The following is a 17,440-nucleotide window of genomic DNA, read 5'->3' on the forward strand; positions in this document are numbered from 1 at the left end:
ATATTTTATTTCCAGTCCACGCCGTAATCAGAGGTAACCCGCCACACGCAGGCGTTCAAAAGCATCTTCGGATTCATGATCCATTGCGCGGCCTGCGCGTTCAGATGTTTTGGTTGTTTCCAGCTCTTCAATCACTTCCGCCAAGGTGGAAGCATTGCTTTCTACCGGGAAAGTGATGTCTGAATCACCCAAGGAACGATAGCGCTTGCCATTTTTGGAGAAATACAGATCAACCAGCGGAATGCCTTCACGCTCAATATAACGCCAGATATCAATTTCACGCCAAGCCAGCAGCGGATGCACACGAATATGCATGCCTTCTTCGTGTGGGGTTGCGTACTGGTCCCAGAATTCGGGCGGCTGATTGCGGATATCCCACTTATGGCTGGCACCACGGGGGCTGAAAACACGTTCCTTGGCGCGCGCTCCCTGCTCATCACGGCGGATACCGGCAATAACACCCTGTAGCTTATGCTTTTCGATCATAGCGGCAAGGCCTGCTGTTTTACGCGCAGCAGAACGGGCGGCAGGCGGAAGGGAGGGATCCATATCCTCTACCGGCGGGCACTCACCCAACAGCAGATTGAGATCCCACTTTTTGGCGTATTCATCCCGAAATTTGTACATTTCCGGGAACTTCTTGCCGGTATCAACATGCATGACAGGGAAGGGAACCCGGCCCAGAAACGCCTTTTTGGCCAGCCAGACCATAACATTGGAATCTTTACCCAAAGACCACAGCATGGCCAGAGGTTTGAGCTTTCTGTAGGCTTCTCTCAGAATAAAAACGCTCTGAGCTTCGAGTTGATCAAGATGATCCATGTTTCCGTTTCCGTAACCCTGTGTATGACACAATGTGGCTGAGGGTAAAATCAGCCAGAACCCGTTAGTGTTTAATGTGGATACCGCATTCGGTTTTGTTCAACCCGGCCCAACGCCCGGCCCGCGCATCCTGATCACCATTGACTGGTTGCGTGCATGGGGCGCAGCCGATGGAAAGATAGCCTTCCGCCACCAACGGATGAGGAGGCAGCCCCCGGCGCTGCATTTCCTGCGTGATGTCTTCCGCACTCCAAAATGCAAGAGGGTTCAGCCGCAGTTGCCCATCTTCTCGTAATTCCACAATTTCCAGCGTAGATCTTGTGGCGGCCTGCCCACGTTTACGCCCAGTAACCAGAGCCTCATAGGGCAGAGAAGCCACTTTTAGGGGCTCTACCTTACGCAAGGCGCAGCAGGCATCGGGATCAAACGCCCACAATTCTCCCGTAGGGTCTCGATTTTCCACCTGCTGGGGTTGTGGCGCAATGTCCTGAACGTTGGAAAGATGCAGAAAATCCGCCAAATTCCGCCGATATTCAAGAGTTTGTGGAAAGTGTTTCCCGGTATTCAGAAACAGCACTTTCATAGCCGGATCAGCCTCTGCCACCATTGCCAGAAGCAATGCAGATTCCGCCCCAAAAGAGGAGAGGACAGCCAACCGATCACCCAAAAGCTCACTTGCCTTGCGCAGCAGAAGAACGGGGTTCTCCTGCATGGGCACAAGCTGCTTTGCTATGGTTACTGTATCATCAGAAAGAGCGGTCACTACACACAAACCCGTATGACAGAAAATGTAATTAACGACGTGATACAGATATAATAAGGAACTCACAACCTAAAGTTCAACGCTGCAAGGGTCACATTCCTCAATTAACCATCATAATGAATAGTTATATACACGATCCCTCATGCATTCATGTTTTATAGTCAATTTTGTTGGCATAATATATCTTATACAATTTATGGCCGTTTGAAAAATATCCTGATCCATCAATCACATCAGCGCCACGTCCTTTCGCATGCTCATTCTGGCGCCCTAAAATCCTAAAATCGATCTACCCTACCGCCTAAAGCGCTCAAAATGCCCGATGCAAAGCCCCCTCACGAGTTAAAACGCCCTGCATCAGGCCAAAATTCATGTTCGATCGATCACATTACTTTTTGGGCATCGGATTATCCCTACGGAACAGTTCCCATTCTTCCATCACGCTGCCGTCTGGCAGATGGCAGTAGCTGATCTGCCCCTTGTCTGTGCTTTCGGTGCTCAGCGTGCCACCTTTTTTAATACAATAGACTGCGGCCGGATTAGGCATCCGCAACGGCCGCACAGCACGGTTGGCATTTTCTTCATGTTGATCATGGCAGCCCCCCAGAATACCGGTGATTGCTACAGCAAGGATCGCGCCGGAAACGCCTTTTTTTGCAGACATTTTGTTCTCCTTCATTCCAGCCGCATCGTGACAAGCTGAATTATAAACATTTAGTTTTGTTCTCCTTCATTCCAGCCGCATCGTGACAAGCTGAATTATAAACATTTAGTATGGCGCATAGCCCTGAATATGTCTTTAACAAGCAACGTGAAAACTGGCCTTGCGTCGATAAAAAGGCTATAAATCACTTTCCTTCTCTATAAATCTGGTTCGGTTTGCACTCCATGCCTGATGGTTCTTCCCCGCTTGCTCACTCTTCTGTCTCATCCTCTTCGGAAGTCCGCCATGATTGGACGGTCGCAGAAGTTCAGGCCTTGCTTGACCTGCCATTTCCTGAACTGATGTTCAGGGCGCAAACGCTGCATCGTGCTACGTTTGACCCCACGGAAATCCAGATTTCCACGCTGCTTTCCATTAAAACTGGCGGCTGCCCGGAAGATTGCGCCTACTGCCCCCAAAGCGCCAAGCATGAACAAGGCGTAAAGGCAGATAAGTTGATGGCCGTGGAAGCTGTATTAACCGAGGCAAAAAAAGCCAAGGCCGCTGGTGCCAGCCGTTTTTGCATGGGGGCTGCGTGGCGCTCTCCCAAGGAGCGCGATCTGGATACCGTGTGCGCCATGATTGAAGGCGTAAAGCAGCTTGGCATGGAAACCTGCGTAACACTAGGTATGCTGGATAACACACAAGCCCACAAACTGCATGATGCCGGGCTGGATTACTACAACCATAATCTGGATACTTCGCCGGAATATTATGGAGAAATCATCAGCACCCGCACCTATCAGGAACGGCTGGATACACTTTCTAACGTGCGAGACGCAGGCATTAATGTGTGCTGTGGCGGCATTGTGGGCTTGGGTGAAAATGAAACAGACCGTGCGGGCCTGATTACAGCACTTGCCACCCTGCCCGCACACCCTGAAAGCGTGCCGATCAATCTGTTGGTCAAAGTGGAAGGCACGCCGCTGGCCAAAGCAGATGAAGTGGAACCGCTTGATTTTGTGCGCATGATTGCCGCCGCCCGCATTACCATGCCCAAAAGCCGTGTACGCTTGGCCGCTGGCCGCGAAAACATGAGTGATGAAACGCAAGCTCTCTGCTTTTTGGCCGGTGCCAACTCTATTTTCTATGGTGAACGTTTGTTGACCACCCCTAACCCACAAGCCACGCGTGACAGAGCTTTGCTGGATAAGCTTGGCATGCACACAACAGGCATTGGCCTGCCTTCTGCATAATTCATGACGTATTCGGTTAAAGAAATTTTCCTTACCCTTCAGGGTGAAGGCGGACAAGCGGGCCGCGCGGCGGTTTTCTGCCGCTTTGCGGGCTGCAACCTATGGTCTGGGCGGGAGGAAGATCGGGCTACAGCCACCTGTCAGTTTTGCGATACCGATTTTATCGGCACGGATGGCATAAACGGTGGCAAGTTTGAAAACGCAGCAGATCTGGCGGCAACCATTGCCAGTTTTTGGCCACAGCCCACGCAGGATGTAAAAGCAACTGGCCAAAAACTAGTTGTTTTTACGGGGGGTGAACCCCTGCTCCAGCTTGATACCGCCCTGATAAATGCTATGCACGCCCAAGGCTTTACCATTGCGGTGGAAAGCAATGGCACAATAGCCGCCCCTAAAGGCATAGACTGGTTGTGCATTAGCCCAAAAGCCGGGTCTGAACTGGTGCAAAAAGCAGGAACCGAGCTAAAACTCGTATTCCCTCAGCCGGGCATTGACCCAGCCTCTGTGGAAAATCTTGATTTCCAACATTTCTGGCTTCAGCCTATGGATGGCCCGCAGCAGGCAGCCAACACGCAGGCTGCTATTGAATACTGTCTGGAACACCCTTTATGGGGGCTTTCGCTCCAGACCCACAAGCTTATCGGAATACCTTAATCATGCCTCTTCCCGCCCGTGATAAACAGGAATCTGCCCTCGTTCTTTTCTCTGGTGGCCAAGATTCCGCAACCTGTCTGGCATGGGCGCTGGAACGCTATGGGCGCGTAGAAACGCTGGGTTTTGATTACGGCCAACGCCATGCGGTTGAACTGGAATGCCGTGCCAGTATTCGCCAAGGACTTGTCAATCAGAATCCCACATGGGCAAGCCGCTTGGGGGATGACCACACCCTGCCCTTGCACGCACTGGGCGAGGTTTCCGAAACGTCCTTAACGCGAGATGCTGAAATCAGCATGGCGGAAAATGGCCTGCCCAATACGTTTGTACCAGGCCGAAACCTTATTTTTCTAACTTTTGCGGCTGCTTTAGCTGCACGGCGCGACATTAAGCACATTGTTACAGGTGTATGCGAAACAGATTACTCGGGATACCCGGATTGCCGGGATGATACCATCAAGGCTCTACAGGTTGCGCTCAACCTTGGTATGGAATCCCGCTACGTTCTGCACACACCTTTGATGTGGCTAGATAAGGCCGAAACATGGGAACTGGCAGAAGAACTTGGCGGACATCCTCTTGTTGAACTTATTAATAAAGAAAGCCACACCTGTTATTTAGGAGAGCGCGGCACATTGCATGCATGGGGGCATGGATGCGGCACCTGCCCTGCTTGTCAGTTGCGTAAATCTGGGTGGGATGACTACGTAGCCCATAAAAAAGGCACACAGACTCATGCCTGATCTTGTTTTTACCCGCCGTTTTTCTATGGGGCATCGGCTCATTCATGGTGCGAGCGAAAGCTGCGCCCTGCCCCACGGCCATAATGAGTTTGTGACTGTACGCTTAAAACCCACATCTTTTGCGCCTCTGGATGGCAAAAGCAATATGCCGGTATCCTTCCAGAAAGCCAAAAGCACGTGGCATCGCTTTGTGGATGAAAAGCTGGATCATGCCTTGCAGCTTGCAGAAGATGATCCGCTGCTGGCGTGGTTTCAAACCAACGAGCCCGCCCGTGCGGCCCGCATTGTCACGACACCGGGAGACCCCACCACAGAATTAATGGTTTGCCTACTTATGGCCAAGATAAACGCCTTTCTGGCAGCAGAAGGCGGCGTTTTGTGGTGTTCTGAACTGAGTATTCAGGAAACACCCACAAATACGGTCTCTTTTTCTGGCAATCCGGCGGAGTTTATCCCTACCCCACGCCCGCCAGAAAATTGTTGGTGGAACCGGGCGGATATGAGCATATCCGACACCGATAGCCCTGTTACCTTTATCTGATAAAACGCAACAAGAGCCTGCCTTATAACAAGCAGGCTCTCTGCGATATCAGGCTTCCTTCAGCCCCAGAACGCTGGTGGTTTTATCAAATAGCTGTGCACACAGTTCCGGATTATCCGCCAGTTTCTGGCCGTAAGATGGGATAATCTGCTTCAGCTTATCTTCCCACTCTGGCAGCTTACTGGCAAAGCACTTCTTCAGCACTGTCAGCATGATTGGGGCTGCGGTAGATGCCCCCGGAGAAGCCCCCAGAAGTGCGGCCACAGATCCATCTGCGCTGGAAATAACTTCCGTACCAAATTGCAGAACACCACCTTTTTTGGCGTCTTTCTTGATAATCTGCACACGCTGGCCGGCTACAACCAGTTCCCAATCCTTGGCTTGGGCATCGGGAATAAAGTCACGCAGCGCCTTTATCCGATCATTGTGAGACTGCATGACCTGTTCGATCAGATACTTGGTGAGCGGCCAGTTATCACGAGCGACCGCCAGCATGGCGCTGATATTGCCCGCCCGGATGGAACGCGGCAGATCCATCAGAGAACCATTTTTCAGGAACCGGGTGGAAAAGCCCGCATATGGGCCAAACAGCAGTGCTGGTGTGCCATCTATCATGCGTGTATCCAAATGCGGAACAGACATGGGCGGCGCGCCAACAGAAGCCTTGCCGTAAATTTTGGCATGGTGCTGGGCAATAATATCCGGGTTGGTACAACGCAGGAACTGGCCACTCACCGGAAAACCGCCAACACCGCGAGATTCTGGAATACCCGTTTTCTGCAACAGCGGCAGGGCTCCGCCACCCCCGCCAATAAAGACAAACCGCGCCTTAACCTCACGCTCGGTATTCAGGCGCGTGTCTTGCACCTTGATAACCCAGCGGCCATCTGAACCCCGGCGAATATCATGCACATCATGCTTTGTATGCAGTGTGCAAGCCGGGGTGCTTACCAGATAGGTAAACAGTAAGCGCGTTAATGCACCAAAGTTTACATCCGTACCACGCAGGCTGCGGGTAACGGCCAAATTCTGCCCTGCGGGCCGATTACGCATAATGAGTGGTGCCCACTGCGCAATCTGCGCCTGATCCTGCGTAAACTCCATGCCGGAAAACAGCGGATGCGCACTCAGCGCCTTGTAACGCGCTTGCAGGAAGGACACGTTTTTATCCCCCCATACAAAGCTCATATGCGGCACGGGGGTTAGGAAATCTCGCGCAGAAGCCAGAATGTTCTGCTCAACCAGATATGTCCAGAACTGGCGAGAAACCTGAAACTGCTCGTTTACGTTAATGGCTTTGCTAATATCAACGCTGCCATCGGCCTGCTGTGGTGTGTAGTTTAGCTCACACAAGGCGGAATGGCCTGTGCCAGCATTATTCCAGGCGTTGGAGCTTTCTTCCGCCACGCTATCCAGGCGTTCAAAAATACTGATGCTCCAGTCCGGCTGAAGCTGCCGCAGCAGGGTTCCCAGCGTGGCGCTCATGACGCCCCCACCGATCAGGACGACATCAACAGAAGAAGCGGTATCGGTCGTGGTGGAACTCATCGTGGTCTCCGCATTGTCAGCCGTATTTGCCTTTTGCACCTTACATGCTGGCAGGGCTGGATCCATACCTGCACATGCTCCCAACTTCTTTTGCATGCAAGAAAGAAGTATGCGCGCGCGGCAGGCCTTTAACTGAAAAGCATTATAGGCACATCGTTCCGCTCTCGCCTGCTCATCTCTGCGAGAGCATGGCAGCTTTTCCTGAACCATTCCCCCAGAAAGGCGTTTGGGCTGCTAACCGTTAGAATGGTTTTCTAGCATGCACACATAAATGGAAGGGTTTTTACATGAGCATTATCAAATACGGCACAGCCCATTGGGAAGGCGCTATTAAGGAAGGCAAAGGCACAATTTCTACCGAAAGCGGCGCCTTAAAAGATCAACCTTACGGCTTTAATACCCGGTTTGAAGGCAAACCCGGCTCCAACCCAGAAGAGCTTTTAGGCGCTGCCCATGCGGCCTGCTTTTCCATGGCTTTTTCGCTTATTTTAGGTGAAGCAGGGCTTACCGCCTCTGCCATTGATACACGGGCAGATGTCAGCTTGAACAAAAAGGATGGCGGGTTTGAAATAGATAAAGTTAACCTCACCCTTAAGGCGCGTATTCCGGGCGCCACGGCTGATCAGTTTGAAAAACTGGCCACAAAAGCTAAGGAAGGTTGCCCGGTTTCCAAACTGTTCAAAGGGGCCTCCATTACCTTGGAAGCCACTTTGCTGGACTAAAGGTAAGGTAGGCTTTTTAGCCCATCTGTGCCCGATGGCGCATAAGGTGGTCTGCCAACACGCAGGCCATCATGGCTTCCCCCACAGGCACGGCACGAATACCCACGCATGGATCATGCCGCCCTTTGGTGATCACTTCCGTTTCCTTGCCATCGGTGGTGATGGAAGGAACAGGCGTGAGCATAGAACTGGTGGGCTTAACAGCAAAACGCGCCACAATAGGCTGACCGCTGGAAATACCCCCCAAAATGCCGCCTGCATGGTTAGCACCAAAAATCAGCTTGCCATCTCGGATATATAATGGGTCTGCATTTTCCTGCCCGGTGAGGGATGCCGAAGCAAATCCATCGCCAATTTCTACACCTTTTACGGCGTTGATGCTCATAAGAGCAGCAGCCAGATCTGAATCCAGCTTGCCATAAACAGGGGCCCCCAAACCGGCAGGCACGCCTTCGGCTACAACTTCAATTACGGCACCAATAGAAGAACCCGCCTTACGAATGCCCGTAAGATATTCTTCCCATTCCGCCACCACACCGGCATCGGGGCAGAAAAAAGGGTTACGGTTTACCTCTTCCCAATCCCACCGCGTGCGGTCGATATCATGTGGGCCAAGCTGCACCAAAGCCGCGCGAATACGCACGCCTTCGCCCAGAATCTTACGCGCCACCGCACCAGCCGCCACACGGCAAGCCGTTTCACGCGCAGAGGAACGCCCGCCCCCACGATAATCACGAATGCCGTATTTAAGATCATACGTCAGATCAGCATGGCCGGGGCGATATGTGCGGGCAATATCACCATAATCGCGCGAGCGCTGATCTGTATTTTCGATCATCAAAGAGATAGGCGTGCCTGTTGTCTGCCCTTCGAACACGCCAGACAGAATACGCACCTGATCCGGCTCTTTACGCTGTGTGGTAAAGGCGGATTGCCCCGGCTTGCGCTTATCCAAAAACGGCTGAATATCCGCTTCTGTTAACGCCAGACGTGGCGGGCACCCATCTACAACACAGCCAATGGCTGGGCCGTGGCTTTCACCCCATGTGGTCACACGAAAAAGCTGTCCGAAGGTATTGTAAGACACGGTGCGCCCTCAGTCCCCAGCTACAGAAATATCAGGGGCAGTTGGGTTTTTCATGCCCACAACATGGTAACCGCAATCCACATGGTGCACTTCACCCGTTACGCCGGATGAAAGATCAGACACCATATACAGGCCAGCGCCACCCACTTCTTCCAACGCCACATTGCGTTCCAGCGGAGAGTTGTACTGGTTCCACTTCAGAATGTAGCGGAAATCCCCAATGCCATTGGCAGCAAGGGTTTTGATCGGGCCAGCAGAAATGGCGTTTACACGGATACCATCACGCCCCAGATCTGTTGCCATATAACGCACCGAGGCTTCCAGCGCAGCTTTTGCAACACCCATAACGTTATAATGCGGCATGACACGTTCTGCACCCAGATAGCTCAGGGTAAGCAAAGAACCGCCATTTTTCATCAGCTTGGAGGCGCGCTGCGCAACCGCCGTAAAGGAATAGCAGGAAATATCCAGCGCCTTCAAAAACGCTTCACGCGGGGTATCAACATACCGCCCACGCAGGAACTGCTTGTCTGCCCAGCCAATGGCGTGCACCACAAAGTCCAGTTCACCCCATTCTTTTTCAATGGTGGCAAAAGTAGCATCAATGGCGGCGTCATCTGTCACATCGCAGGGCAGAACCAGGCTGGAGCCTACGCTTTCTGCCAGAGGCTGCACGCGCTTGCCCAGAGCTTCGCCCTGATACGTAAATGCAAGCTCCCCACCCTGTGCCGCAACGGCGGAGGCAATGCCCCATGCAATGGAACGATCATTAGCGACACCCATTACCAGACCCTTCTTGCCCTTCATGAGCGTTCCCTGAGCAGGCAATGTGGCGTTGGGAGAAGACATGCGTGACCTCAACCTATTTCTGTTGTTCAAATATCCGAATGTTAGCTGGTTGGTCGCATACACACGCTATTGAAACAAGAGCAAAGCGACACGCATGCTTCAAACCCGGTGAACGTAGGAGTATGATAACAGGCACAAAGCTGCAATGCCGTAGCTTTACGTAAACGAACACGAATTGAGTCCGAGCATGACGGAAACCTCACCTTCTCCCGCGGCCCTCCCATTAGACAGTCAGCCTTTGATTGATCTGACAGCCAACCCGTTTACGCTGTTTGAGACATGGATGAAGGAGGCGGAAAAGACAGAGGTGAACGACCCCAACGCCATGGTGCTGGCCACCGCCACGCGAGATGGTAGACCATCGGCCCGCATTGTGCTGTTAAAAGGGGCAGACCATCGGGGGTTTGTTTTTTATACCAACATGCACAGCCGCAAAGGGCGTGAGCTGGAAGAAAACCCGCACGTCGCCCTGCTGTTCCATTGGAAAAGCCAGCGCCGCCAGATTCGGATTGAAGGGGCTGTTGCCCCTGTGACACCGGAAGAAGCCGATGCATATTTTGCGAGTCGGAGCCGTGTTTCCCGCCTTGGCGCCGTGGCCTCGGATCAATCCCGCCCGCTGGCAAACCGTGCCATCTTTGAAGAACGCCTCAAACAGGTGGAAGAAACATACCCGCAAGACCCAATCCCTCGTCCGGCTAACTGGTCTGGCTATCGGGTAAACCCAGAATATTTTGAGTTCTGGCAGGAACGGCGCTTCCGTTTGCATGATCGCGCTGTATGGGCACGCAATGGAAACGATTGGGATGTCACGCGTTTATATCCGTAAGCGCACAGCCACTTGAAACACATTATTTTAAAAGACAGCGGAGAAAAATAAGAATGAAAGACGTTCGTAAAATTCTGCTGCCGCTTCCCAGCACCTCTAATGCTGAAGCCGCACTTATCCGAGGCTACAACTTTGCCCGCCGCTTTGGCGCGCATTTGGCTGTACTGCACATTCGCCCAGATGGGCGAGAAATGGCGCCATTGGCTGGTGAAGGCCTTTCCGGCGCTATGGTGGAAGATCTGATGCGCTCTGCCGAGCATGAAGGCGCACGCCATGCGCATGAAGTGCATGCTCTGTTTGAACGCTTTGTGGCCGCGCATCCAGATATTCAGGTTGTGCCCCCACGCGGCCCCTTCCCTATGGATGCACCAACAATCAGCTTCAACATCATGCGCGGTGCGGAAAGTGAAATTGTGCCTGCACAGGCTCGCTTGTCTGACTTTACACTCGTGCCGCACCCGGATTCCGGTGATGCTGTCTCCTCTTCCGAAACCCTGCATGCCGTTCTGTTTGATAGCGGACGCCCAGTGGTAATTGCCCCACGCACACCGCCCAAAGGGCTTATTAAACGCGTTTGCATTGCCTGGAACGGCACGGCAGAAGCCTCATCCGCGCTACGCGGTGCTTTGGCATGGGCGCTTACGGCAGAGGCTGTACGTGTGCTGCATTGTGGAGATTATCAGCGCCGTGGCCCCACTGCGCGGGACGTAGTGGATTATCTAGCCATCCACGGCATTACGGCTGATTGTGTGGAATTCCCGCCCGTGGACCGCGATGTAGGCAAAGGGCTGGAAGCCGCGTGTAAGGACTTTGATGCAGACATGCTGGCAATGGGCGCTTACTCCCACTCCCGTCTGCGCCAGCTTATTCTGGGCGGTGTAACCCGTTATACGCTGGAACATGCAGACATTACGGTACTGATGAGCCGCTAAGACCCAAACACAAAACAGAGGGTTTTGCTTACACAGGCAAGCCCTCTGGTGCCTTTATTTCAGGGATCAGCCACTTCAAACACAGCGCCATCCCATGCGGGCTCTACACCTGCGGGAAGATGATCCTGCATCCACTGCCAATCCATATCCGGGCCCATATGGGTGAGTATCATGCGGCGTGGGTTGAAAGCTTGCTGCCATTCCAACACCCGCTCCAACCAAGCATGTGCACTATGAGGCTGCCGTTGGAAGCAATCCACCATCCACGTATCCACCCCACGCAGAATGTCTAGAGATGCTTCGGGAAACTCCACAACATCCGTGCTGTAAACAAAACCGCCACAACGCACGCCTGTTGACCCAACACGCCCGTGTACCTGATTGAAAAAAGTAAACTCCGTGCCGCTTATGGTAATAGGTTGCCCCATTTCTACCGGGCGCGCCTGCACCACAGCACGGAAGAAGTTTGGAGGTGTCCACGGTTTGAACACATAATCAAACCGCCGCTGAATATCTTCTAGCGTTTCCGCTGCACCGTAAGCATGTAGCGGCTTTTGAATTACGCGATTAATGGCGCGCACTTCATCCAGCCCAGAAATATGGTCTGCATGGGCATGGGTAAAGATAATGGACTGAAAATCCTTAATGCCATTTGCCAGAAGCTGGGCGCGCAAATCTGGCCCTGTATCCACCAATACGCCAGCACCGTTTTTTAACCGCAGTAAAATAGAAGAACGGGTGCGGGTATTCCGAGGCTCCTTCGGGTTACACGCGCCCCAGATTCCATGGCCATCGGCCCCGCCCACCATAGGCACACCGGCGGACCCACCACACCCCAGAACTGTAACTTTCATACCCGCTTACTCCGCTTTTTCTCGGCAACCATCACACGGCTTTGCGGAATAACCGGTAAAAATTTTCTGTAGTCATGCGGGTGAAATCAGGCAGTTCCATACCACGTTCCTGCGCAATCCGGGCTGCCGTGTGCCCCACAAAAGCAGGCTGATTGCGCTTACCCCGCTTTGGCACGGGCGCGAGATAGGGAGAATCCGTTTCCACCACAATGCGGTCTGCCGGAATATCCCGCGCAACGGCCCGTATCTCATCACATTTCGGAAATGTGGCGATACCGGAAAAACTAACATATCCGCCCAGATCGACCACGCGCTGCGCCAGCTCTGGGCCTGAGGCAAAACAATGCAACAAAATGGGAAAAGCCCCTTTTGCATGTTCTTCCTCTAAGATACTGGCCACATCCTCGTCTGCCTGACGGGCATGGATGATAACCGGCACATTCAGTTCCCGCGCAGCGCGAATATGCTGGCGAAAATACTCATGCTGGAGCGGGCGCACATCTTCCTTGCCGTGGAAGTAATCCAGCCCGGTTTCACCAATGCCTATCACTTCGGGCACATCTGCAATAGCCACAATATCCGCAACGGTAGGAAGAGGTTCTTCCTCCACATGGTCCGGATGTGTGCCAACGGTGCACCATACGCGCATGCCTGGCGTATCCAGCTTGGCCAGCGCCTTTTGTTCTGGCGCACGGGCCAAGCGAGTACCAATAGTGACCATACCACCCAAGCCCGCATCCTTAGCGGCCTCAAGCAGTTCTGGCATTTCCTCGACTGAGAAATGATCAAGATGACAGTGAGAATCTATCAACCCTGCCAGCTTTGTACTGTCCTCTGTCATCATTATGCCTGTTCTGGCTCAACATAACGGGGGAAAATGCCCTGTGGTGCCGGAAGCTGACGCCCACCGGGCAACGGTGTTTCCAGCGCGGCAAAGCTGCGTTCTTCTGCCGTAACAGCAAGCTGGTCCAACATGCGTTCCATGCTCTGCGGCATGAACGGCTGGAGCATGGTGGCAATACCGCGCAGGGCATCTACCAACACACGCAACACGTCCTTCATGCGTTCTGGGTCTGTCTTGCGCAACGCCCACGGGGCCTGATGGTCGATATACGCGTTGCAGGCGCGGATCACCTTCCACACATCTTCCAGCGCATCTGTAAGCGCACACCGCTCGATCTGAGATTTCAGCAGATCGGGCAGCACCATCACCTGCCCTAGCAGATGGGTATCTTCTTCCGTTAGCGTACGGCGTTCTGGCAGAACACCACCGCAGTTACGCGCTACAAGGGAAAGCGTACGCTGGGCCAGATTGCCCAGATCATTCGCCAATTCCACATTATTGCGCATAATCAGCGCCTTGCGGGAAAGATCACTATCCCCGCCAAAAGGCACTTCGCGCAGCAGGAAGAAGCGCACAGCATCTAGCCCGAATTCTTTAACCAGATCACGCGGATCCACCACATTGCCCAGAGATTTGCTCATCTTCTGGCCTTCAATGGTCCACCAGCCGTTGGCAAACACCTTGCGTGGCAGCTCAATACCAGCAGCCATAAGGAAGGCAGGCCAATAAACGGCATGGAAGCGTGCAATATCCTTGCCAACCAGGTGCAGATTGGCAGGCCAGAACGCCATACGCGGGGCAGAGGTATCCGGATAGCCCAGCGCGCTCAGATAATTGGCGAGCGCATCAAACCACACATACATAACGTGCTTATCATCACCCGGAACAGGAATGCCCCACTTAAAGCTGGTACGGCTGATGGAAAGATCACGCAGGCCCTGCTTAACAAAGCTTACAATCTCATTCCGCGCACCATGAGGGCCCAGAAAATCCGGATTATTTTCATACAGATCCAACAGCCGATCCTGATATTCAGACAGCTTGAAGAAGTAAGAGGGTTCCTTCACCCATTCTACCGGTGCGCCTGTGGGAGCAACTTTTTTGCCATCCGGGCCGGGCACCAGTTCATCTTCACCGTAGAAGCATTCATCACGCAGAGCATACCAGCCCTCATACGCGCCCAGGTAAATGGCCCCGTTATCCGCCACTTTTTTCCACAATGCCTGCGTGCTGGTAATATGGCGCGGCTCTGTCGTGCGGATGAAATCATCATACGAGATGTTCATGGCATCGGCCATATTGCGGAAATCGGCCGAAACCTTATCCGCAAAGCTTTTGGCATCTATGCCATTGGCCTGTGCAGCCTGCTCTACCTTCTGGCCGTGCTCATCCGTGCCTGTCAGAAAGAAGACCTCATCCCCTGCCAGACGATGAAAGCGGGCCATCACATCCGCAGCAATAGACGTGTAAGCGTGGCCAATATGGGGCGCTCCGTTCACGTAATAGATGGGCGTAGTTACATAGAAACGACGGGTCATTCTCGGCTCGCAATCGTCATAGCTTCAAGCAGGGCTTCCTGTTTATCCAGATTAAAGCGTTCCGTCTCGGTGTGCTTGCGCATGGTGGCTTCCCACGCATTGGCCAAGGCCACACATTGCGGGTTTCCCTGCCGCGCCGCCTGACGAGCTTGCATCTGGAGTGTGTCTGATAACAGGCTGAAAAACAGACTGAAACCATAATCCCTGCGTAAAATGGTTTCTGCAACCTCATAGCTGCGTAATGGCGTAATGCCCTGCACCACTTCGTGCACAAGGCTGGCAATTTCACCACCCTTATCTGCCAGCAACGCCAGAGCACGCCCCGGCGCACCATGGGCTTCTGCCATAACGCGCTGTATTTCTGTATCCGAAGCTTCTGGAGCCTGCGCATGCAGCACGACAGACATATCTGCCGCAGCCAGCGGTGCGAGTTCCAGTTTACGGCACCGGCTACGAATAGTGGGCAAAAGCCGCCCTGGAGCGGAACAGGTTAACAACAATACCGTAGCTGGCGGCGGTTCTTCCAGAATTTTCAGCACAGCATTGGCTGCGCTACGGTTCATCCATTCCGCGCCATCTACAATGACAACACGCCACCCACCTTCTGCCGCCGTACGCCGCAAAAAGGAGTTAATAGGCCGCACATCATCCGCTACAATCTCGCTGCGGTATTTCTGGCGTTTTTCATCAAACCCGCGGGCAACAACCAGCAAATCTGCATGCGTGGCGGCAGAAACACGGCGCCCAGCGGGGCTTAGTTCATCCTCCCCGCCCAGCAATATACGCGCCAGCCGGAACGCAAATGTGGCCTTACCAATACCCGGTGGGCCTGTAATCAACCACGCATGGGGCAAGCGCCCACCCTGCATGGCCTGCCGAAATGCCTGCAAAGCGGCCTGATGCCCACGCAACTGCAAAGATGCCAGACGTGGCTCCTGCACGTTCTCAGCCCTCGGCATGGGCCAGACGGGTCTGGATATCTTTCAGAATCTGAGCGTTTACCTGCTCTGCTGAATAAACGGAGGTATCCACCACTACCACCCGTTGCGGTTCTGCCTGAGCAATATGCGCAAACCCATCTGCCAAACGCGCATGAAAAGCCTCATCCGCCTGCTCATACCTGTCTGTTGGCGCACCACGCGCTGCCAAACGTTGGCGGGAAACGGCGCGCGGCGCTTGCAACAGAAAGGTTATATCTGGCTGCAAACCAAGCTGCTTTTGCAGTATTGCAATCAGGCTTAAAATAGCCGGGTCACCATTGGCGCGCCCGTATCCCTGATACGCCAAAGTGGAATCGGTAAAGCGATCACACAGCACAATCTGCCCAGCCTTAAGAGCGGGCAGAATAACCTGATCAACGTGATCATACCGTGCGGCAAAATGTGTCAGAATTTCCGCCCGGGCAGAAAGCGGATTTTTACCAAACAACAAAAGCTGGCGCAGATCTTCCGCACCGGCAGAACCACCCGGTTCACGCGTGGCCAAAACCTTCTGGCCTTGCGCTTCCAGCTTTTCCTTCAAAAGCCGCAGCTGGGTGGATTTTCCCACCCCTTCTGCGCCTTCCAGCGTTATAAACATGCCACAAGCCATGAATCAGAGGTGCAGCCGACGTGCAGCCCGCCCCAAAAAGCTGAGTGCAGGCACGCTCTGCCCGGCTTGCACCGGAATACTGGCCTGCCGCCCACCGGGCAAAGACACTGTAAGTTGGCCTACAACCTGCCCGGCCTGCACTGGCGCAATAATCGGGCCATTGTAGTCCAACGCCAGATGTGTGCCATTGCGCCAGCCATGTGGCAGCAAAATCTTGAAATCCTGCGCAGCCACCAGCGGCACTGTCTGGGTTACACCCATCCATACAGGAGCCTGTTCCAGCACATCGCCTTTGCTGACAATTTGCGCGGTTTCAAAATTGGCGAAAGCCCAGCCCATCAGACGTTCAGCTTCCCGCCCACGTGCTGCGGATGAAGGCAGCCCGTTCACAGCCAGCACAACACGCCGCCCTTCGCGCTCAGAAGAAGCGCATAGGCCAAACCCACCTGCATCTGTGTGGCCGGTTTTTAAACCATCGGCCAAACCTTTAACCACCAGAGAGTTCCGGTTTTCCTGCCTGATTTTGTTAAACAGGAACTCTTTTTCCGAGAAGAAATGATAATATTCCGGAAAATCATGAATCAAACGCAGCGCCAGATAGGCCACATCTCGCGCAGACATGTAATGATTTTCTGCGGGCCAGCCAGTTGCGTTCATGAAGTGCGAATTGGTGAGCCCCAGTTTGGTGGCTGTGTCGTTCATCAACGCAACAAACTGTTCTTCCGAGCCGGAAATGCCTTCTGCAATCACAATACAGGCATCGTTACCGGACTGGATAACCATGCCCTGAATAAGATCCTGCACGCTTACGCTTTGCCCCAAGGGCACAAACATGCGTGAACCCTGCATACGCCATGCGCGTTCACTCACAGGCAGCATCTGATCCAGCTTCAGGCGGCCAGATTTGAGCATGCCAAATGTAACATACGCCGTCATCATCTTGGTCAGGGATGATGGGGGCATGCGCTCATCTGCATTTTTCTCAAGCAGTGTAGCACCGCTATTGTAATCCAGAATGCAGGCCCAGCGTGCCTGTGTATCCACCGGCCCCACGGGCGTAGTGGCGGGTGTATCCGCCCCCGGCACAGCAGGCTGGGCCGCCGCAGGTGTTGCACCTTTGGCCGCCGCGCCGTGGTGGCGAGGCCGTGCCATGGCATCAAGCGCATAGGCACCAGAGAAAAGGGCAGCGCCCCCTGCGAGTAAGAACCGTCGAGTCTGCAACATTTTT

At 53.6% G+C, this 17,440-nt stretch carries 19 protein-coding genes; 7 read left to right on the top strand and 12 right to left on the bottom strand.

Going from position 1 to position 17,440, the window contains the following annotated elements; translation table 11 throughout:
• Nucleotides 1–27: 27 nt before the first annotated feature.
• The 3 genes from cysD to FKW19_RS06940 all read right to left on the bottom strand — a co-directional run bounded on the left by cysD (nt 28) and on the right by FKW19_RS06940 (nt 2,249).
• On the bottom strand, nt 28–822 hold the full coding sequence (gene cysD, locus FKW19_RS06930; protein WP_089178924.1) for a sulfate adenylyltransferase subunit CysD: 795 nt from the start codon (nt 820–822) through the stop codon (nt 28–30).
• A gap of 64 nt (nt 823–886) precedes the next feature.
• Nucleotides 887–1,651, bottom strand: a complete 765-nt coding sequence (locus tag FKW19_RS06935) for a phosphoadenylyl-sulfate reductase (protein WP_089178923.1) — start codon at nt 1,649–1,651, stop codon at nt 887–889.
• Nucleotides 1,652–1,973: 322 nt separating this feature from the next.
• Nucleotides 1,974–2,249, bottom strand: a complete 276-nt coding sequence (locus FKW19_RS06940; protein WP_081461399.1) for a DUF333 domain-containing protein — start codon at nt 2,247–2,249, stop codon at nt 1,974–1,976.
• A gap of 224 nt (nt 2,250–2,473) precedes the next feature.
• On the opposite strand from FKW19_RS06940, the gene bioB reads away from it, so the two are divergent.
• The 4 genes from bioB to FKW19_RS06960 are packed head-to-tail and all read left to right on the top strand — an operon-like array spanning nt 2,474 to nt 5,422.
• A complete protein-coding gene (gene bioB, locus FKW19_RS06945; RefSeq protein WP_035351428.1) occupies nt 2,474–3,484 on the top strand; it encodes a biotin synthase BioB in 1,011 nt (336 codons plus the stop codon).
• A gap of 3 nt (nt 3,485–3,487) precedes the next feature.
• Nucleotides 3,488–4,138, top strand: coding sequence for a 7-carboxy-7-deazaguanine synthase (gene queE, locus FKW19_RS06950; RefSeq protein WP_089178922.1), 651 nt, complete (start codon nt 3,488–3,490; stop codon nt 4,136–4,138).
• A gap of 2 nt (nt 4,139–4,140) precedes the next feature.
• Entirely contained in the window at nt 4,141–4,881 is a 741-nt protein-coding gene (gene queC / locus FKW19_RS06955; RefSeq protein WP_089178921.1) for a 7-cyano-7-deazaguanine synthase QueC, read from the top strand.
• Nucleotides 4,874–5,422: a 6-carboxytetrahydropterin synthase gene (locus tag FKW19_RS06960; protein ID WP_089178920.1), complete on the top strand. Its 549-nt coding sequence runs from the start codon at nt 4,874–4,876 to the stop codon at nt 5,420–5,422. Before queC ends, FKW19_RS06960 begins: the two co-directional genes overlap by 8 nt.
• Nucleotides 5,423–5,470: 48 nt before the next feature.
• On the opposite strand, the gene FKW19_RS06965 is transcribed toward FKW19_RS06960, so the two are convergent.
• Nucleotides 5,471–6,970, bottom strand: coding sequence for a malate:quinone oxidoreductase (locus FKW19_RS06965; RefSeq protein WP_089179912.1), 1,500 nt, complete (start codon nt 6,968–6,970; stop codon nt 5,471–5,473).
• Nucleotides 6,971–7,257: 287 nt separating this feature from the next.
• Between FKW19_RS06965 and FKW19_RS06970 the strand changes: the two genes are divergently transcribed.
• On the top strand, nt 7,258–7,692 hold the full coding sequence (locus FKW19_RS06970; RefSeq protein WP_006115227.1) for an OsmC family protein: 435 nt from the start codon (nt 7,258–7,260) through the stop codon (nt 7,690–7,692).
• A gap of 16 nt (nt 7,693–7,708) precedes the next feature.
• Here the strand turns inward: FKW19_RS06970 and aroC are convergent, their stop codons facing one another.
• Nucleotides 7,709–8,779, bottom strand: coding sequence for a chorismate synthase (aroC, locus tag FKW19_RS06975; RefSeq protein WP_089178919.1), 1,071 nt, complete (start codon nt 8,777–8,779; stop codon nt 7,709–7,711).
• A gap of 9 nt (nt 8,780–8,788) precedes the next feature.
• On the bottom strand, nt 8,789–9,628 hold the full coding sequence (fabI, locus tag FKW19_RS06980) for an enoyl-ACP reductase FabI (RefSeq protein WP_035351437.1): 840 nt from the start codon (nt 9,626–9,628) through the stop codon (nt 8,789–8,791).
• 187 nt (nt 9,629–9,815) lie between these two features.
• Between fabI and pdxH the strand changes: the two genes are divergently transcribed.
• Together pdxH and FKW19_RS06990 are read left to right on the top strand one after the other, a co-directional pair.
• The gene (gene pdxH / locus FKW19_RS06985; protein WP_089178918.1) at nt 9,816–10,454 is read left to right on the top strand and encodes a pyridoxamine 5'-phosphate oxidase; all 639 of its coding nucleotides are present in this window, start codon (nt 9,816–9,818) and stop codon (nt 10,452–10,454) included.
• Between the two features lie 53 nt (nt 10,455–10,507).
• Nucleotides 10,508–11,386: a universal stress protein gene (locus FKW19_RS06990; RefSeq protein ID WP_063353970.1), complete on the top strand. Its 879-nt coding sequence runs from the start codon at nt 10,508–10,510 to the stop codon at nt 11,384–11,386.
• Between the two features lie 59 nt (nt 11,387–11,445).
• On the opposite strand, the gene FKW19_RS06995 is transcribed toward FKW19_RS06990, so the two are convergent.
• Genes FKW19_RS06995 through FKW19_RS07020 form a run of 6 tightly spaced genes read right to left on the bottom strand, consistent with a single transcriptional unit; the run spans nt 11,446 to nt 17,436 of the window.
• The gene (locus tag FKW19_RS06995) at nt 11,446–12,240 is read right to left on the bottom strand and encodes an MBL fold metallo-hydrolase (RefSeq protein ID WP_089178917.1); all 795 of its coding nucleotides are present in this window, start codon (nt 12,238–12,240) and stop codon (nt 11,446–11,448) included.
• 31 nt (nt 12,241–12,271) lie between these two features.
• Complete coding sequence (locus FKW19_RS07000; RefSeq protein ID WP_089178916.1) at nt 12,272–13,084, bottom strand: TatD family hydrolase; 813 nt, start codon at nt 13,082–13,084, stop codon at nt 12,272–12,274.
• Nucleotides 13,084–14,622 (bottom strand): methionine--tRNA ligase, encoded by a 1,539-nt coding sequence (metG, locus tag FKW19_RS07005; RefSeq protein ID WP_089178915.1) that lies wholly within the window; start codon nt 14,620–14,622, stop codon nt 13,084–13,086. Before metG ends, FKW19_RS07000 begins: the two co-directional genes overlap by 1 nt.
• Nucleotides 14,619–15,563: a DNA polymerase III subunit delta' gene (locus FKW19_RS07010; protein ID WP_089179911.1), complete on the bottom strand. Its 945-nt coding sequence runs from the start codon at nt 15,561–15,563 to the stop codon at nt 14,619–14,621. Before FKW19_RS07010 ends, metG begins: the two co-directional genes overlap by 4 nt.
• Nucleotides 15,564–15,567: 4 nt before the next feature.
• On the bottom strand, nt 15,568–16,212 hold the full coding sequence (gene tmk, locus FKW19_RS07015; protein WP_035351444.1) for a dTMP kinase: 645 nt from the start codon (nt 16,210–16,212) through the stop codon (nt 15,568–15,570).
• A gap of 3 nt (nt 16,213–16,215) precedes the next feature.
• Nucleotides 16,216–17,436: a D-alanyl-D-alanine carboxypeptidase family protein gene (locus FKW19_RS07020; RefSeq protein ID WP_006115218.1), complete on the bottom strand. Its 1,221-nt coding sequence runs from the start codon at nt 17,434–17,436 to the stop codon at nt 16,216–16,218.
• Nucleotides 17,437–17,440: the final 4 nt, after the last annotated feature.

Origin of the sequence: Acetobacter sp. DmW_125128 (assembly GCF_008704325.1) — a bacterium.
Taxonomy (GTDB): domain Bacteria; phylum Pseudomonadota; class Alphaproteobacteria; order Acetobacterales; family Acetobacteraceae; genus Acetobacter; species Acetobacter oryzifermentans.

Coding starts and splice junctions, on each gene's coding strand:
- metG (WP_089178915.1), bottom strand. CDS start 14,622: ATGACCCGTCGTTTCTATGTAACTACGCCCATCTATTACGTGAACGGA.
- FKW19_RS06965 (WP_089179912.1), bottom strand. CDS start 6,970: ATGAGTTCCACCACGACCGATACCGCTTCTTCTGTTGATGTCGTCCTG.
- fabI (WP_035351437.1), bottom strand. CDS start 9,628: ATGTCTTCTCCCAACGCCACATTGCCTGCTCAGGGAACGCTCATGAAG.
- FKW19_RS06960 (WP_089178920.1), top strand. CDS start 4,874: ATGCCTGATCTTGTTTTTACCCGCCGTTTTTCTATGGGGCATCGGCTC.
- bioB (WP_035351428.1), top strand. CDS start 2,474: ATGCCTGATGGTTCTTCCCCGCTTGCTCACTCTTCTGTCTCATCCTCT.
- tmk (WP_035351444.1), bottom strand. CDS start 16,212: ATGGCTTGTGGCATGTTTATAACGCTGGAAGGCGCAGAAGGGGTGGGA.
- FKW19_RS07000 (WP_089178916.1), bottom strand. CDS start 13,084: ATGATGACAGAGGACAGTACAAAGCTGGCAGGGTTGATAGATTCTCAC.
- cysD (WP_089178924.1), bottom strand. CDS start 822: ATGGATCATCTTGATCAACTCGAAGCTCAGAGCGTTTTTATTCTGAGA.
- FKW19_RS07020 (WP_006115218.1), bottom strand. CDS start 17,436: ATGTTGCAGACTCGACGGTTCTTACTCGCAGGGGGCGCTGCCCTTTTC.
- queE (WP_089178922.1), top strand. CDS start 3,488: ATGACGTATTCGGTTAAAGAAATTTTCCTTACCCTTCAGGGTGAAGGC.
- queC (WP_089178921.1), top strand. CDS start 4,141: ATGCCTCTTCCCGCCCGTGATAAACAGGAATCTGCCCTCGTTCTTTTC.
- FKW19_RS06970 (WP_006115227.1), top strand. CDS start 7,258: ATGAGCATTATCAAATACGGCACAGCCCATTGGGAAGGCGCTATTAAG.
- pdxH (WP_089178918.1), top strand. CDS start 9,816: ATGACGGAAACCTCACCTTCTCCCGCGGCCCTCCCATTAGACAGTCAG.
- FKW19_RS06940 (WP_081461399.1), bottom strand. CDS start 2,249: ATGTCTGCAAAAAAAGGCGTTTCCGGCGCGATCCTTGCTGTAGCAATC.
- FKW19_RS06990 (WP_063353970.1), top strand. CDS start 10,508: ATGAAAGACGTTCGTAAAATTCTGCTGCCGCTTCCCAGCACCTCTAAT.
- FKW19_RS06995 (WP_089178917.1), bottom strand. CDS start 12,240: ATGAAAGTTACAGTTCTGGGGTGTGGTGGGTCCGCCGGTGTGCCTATG.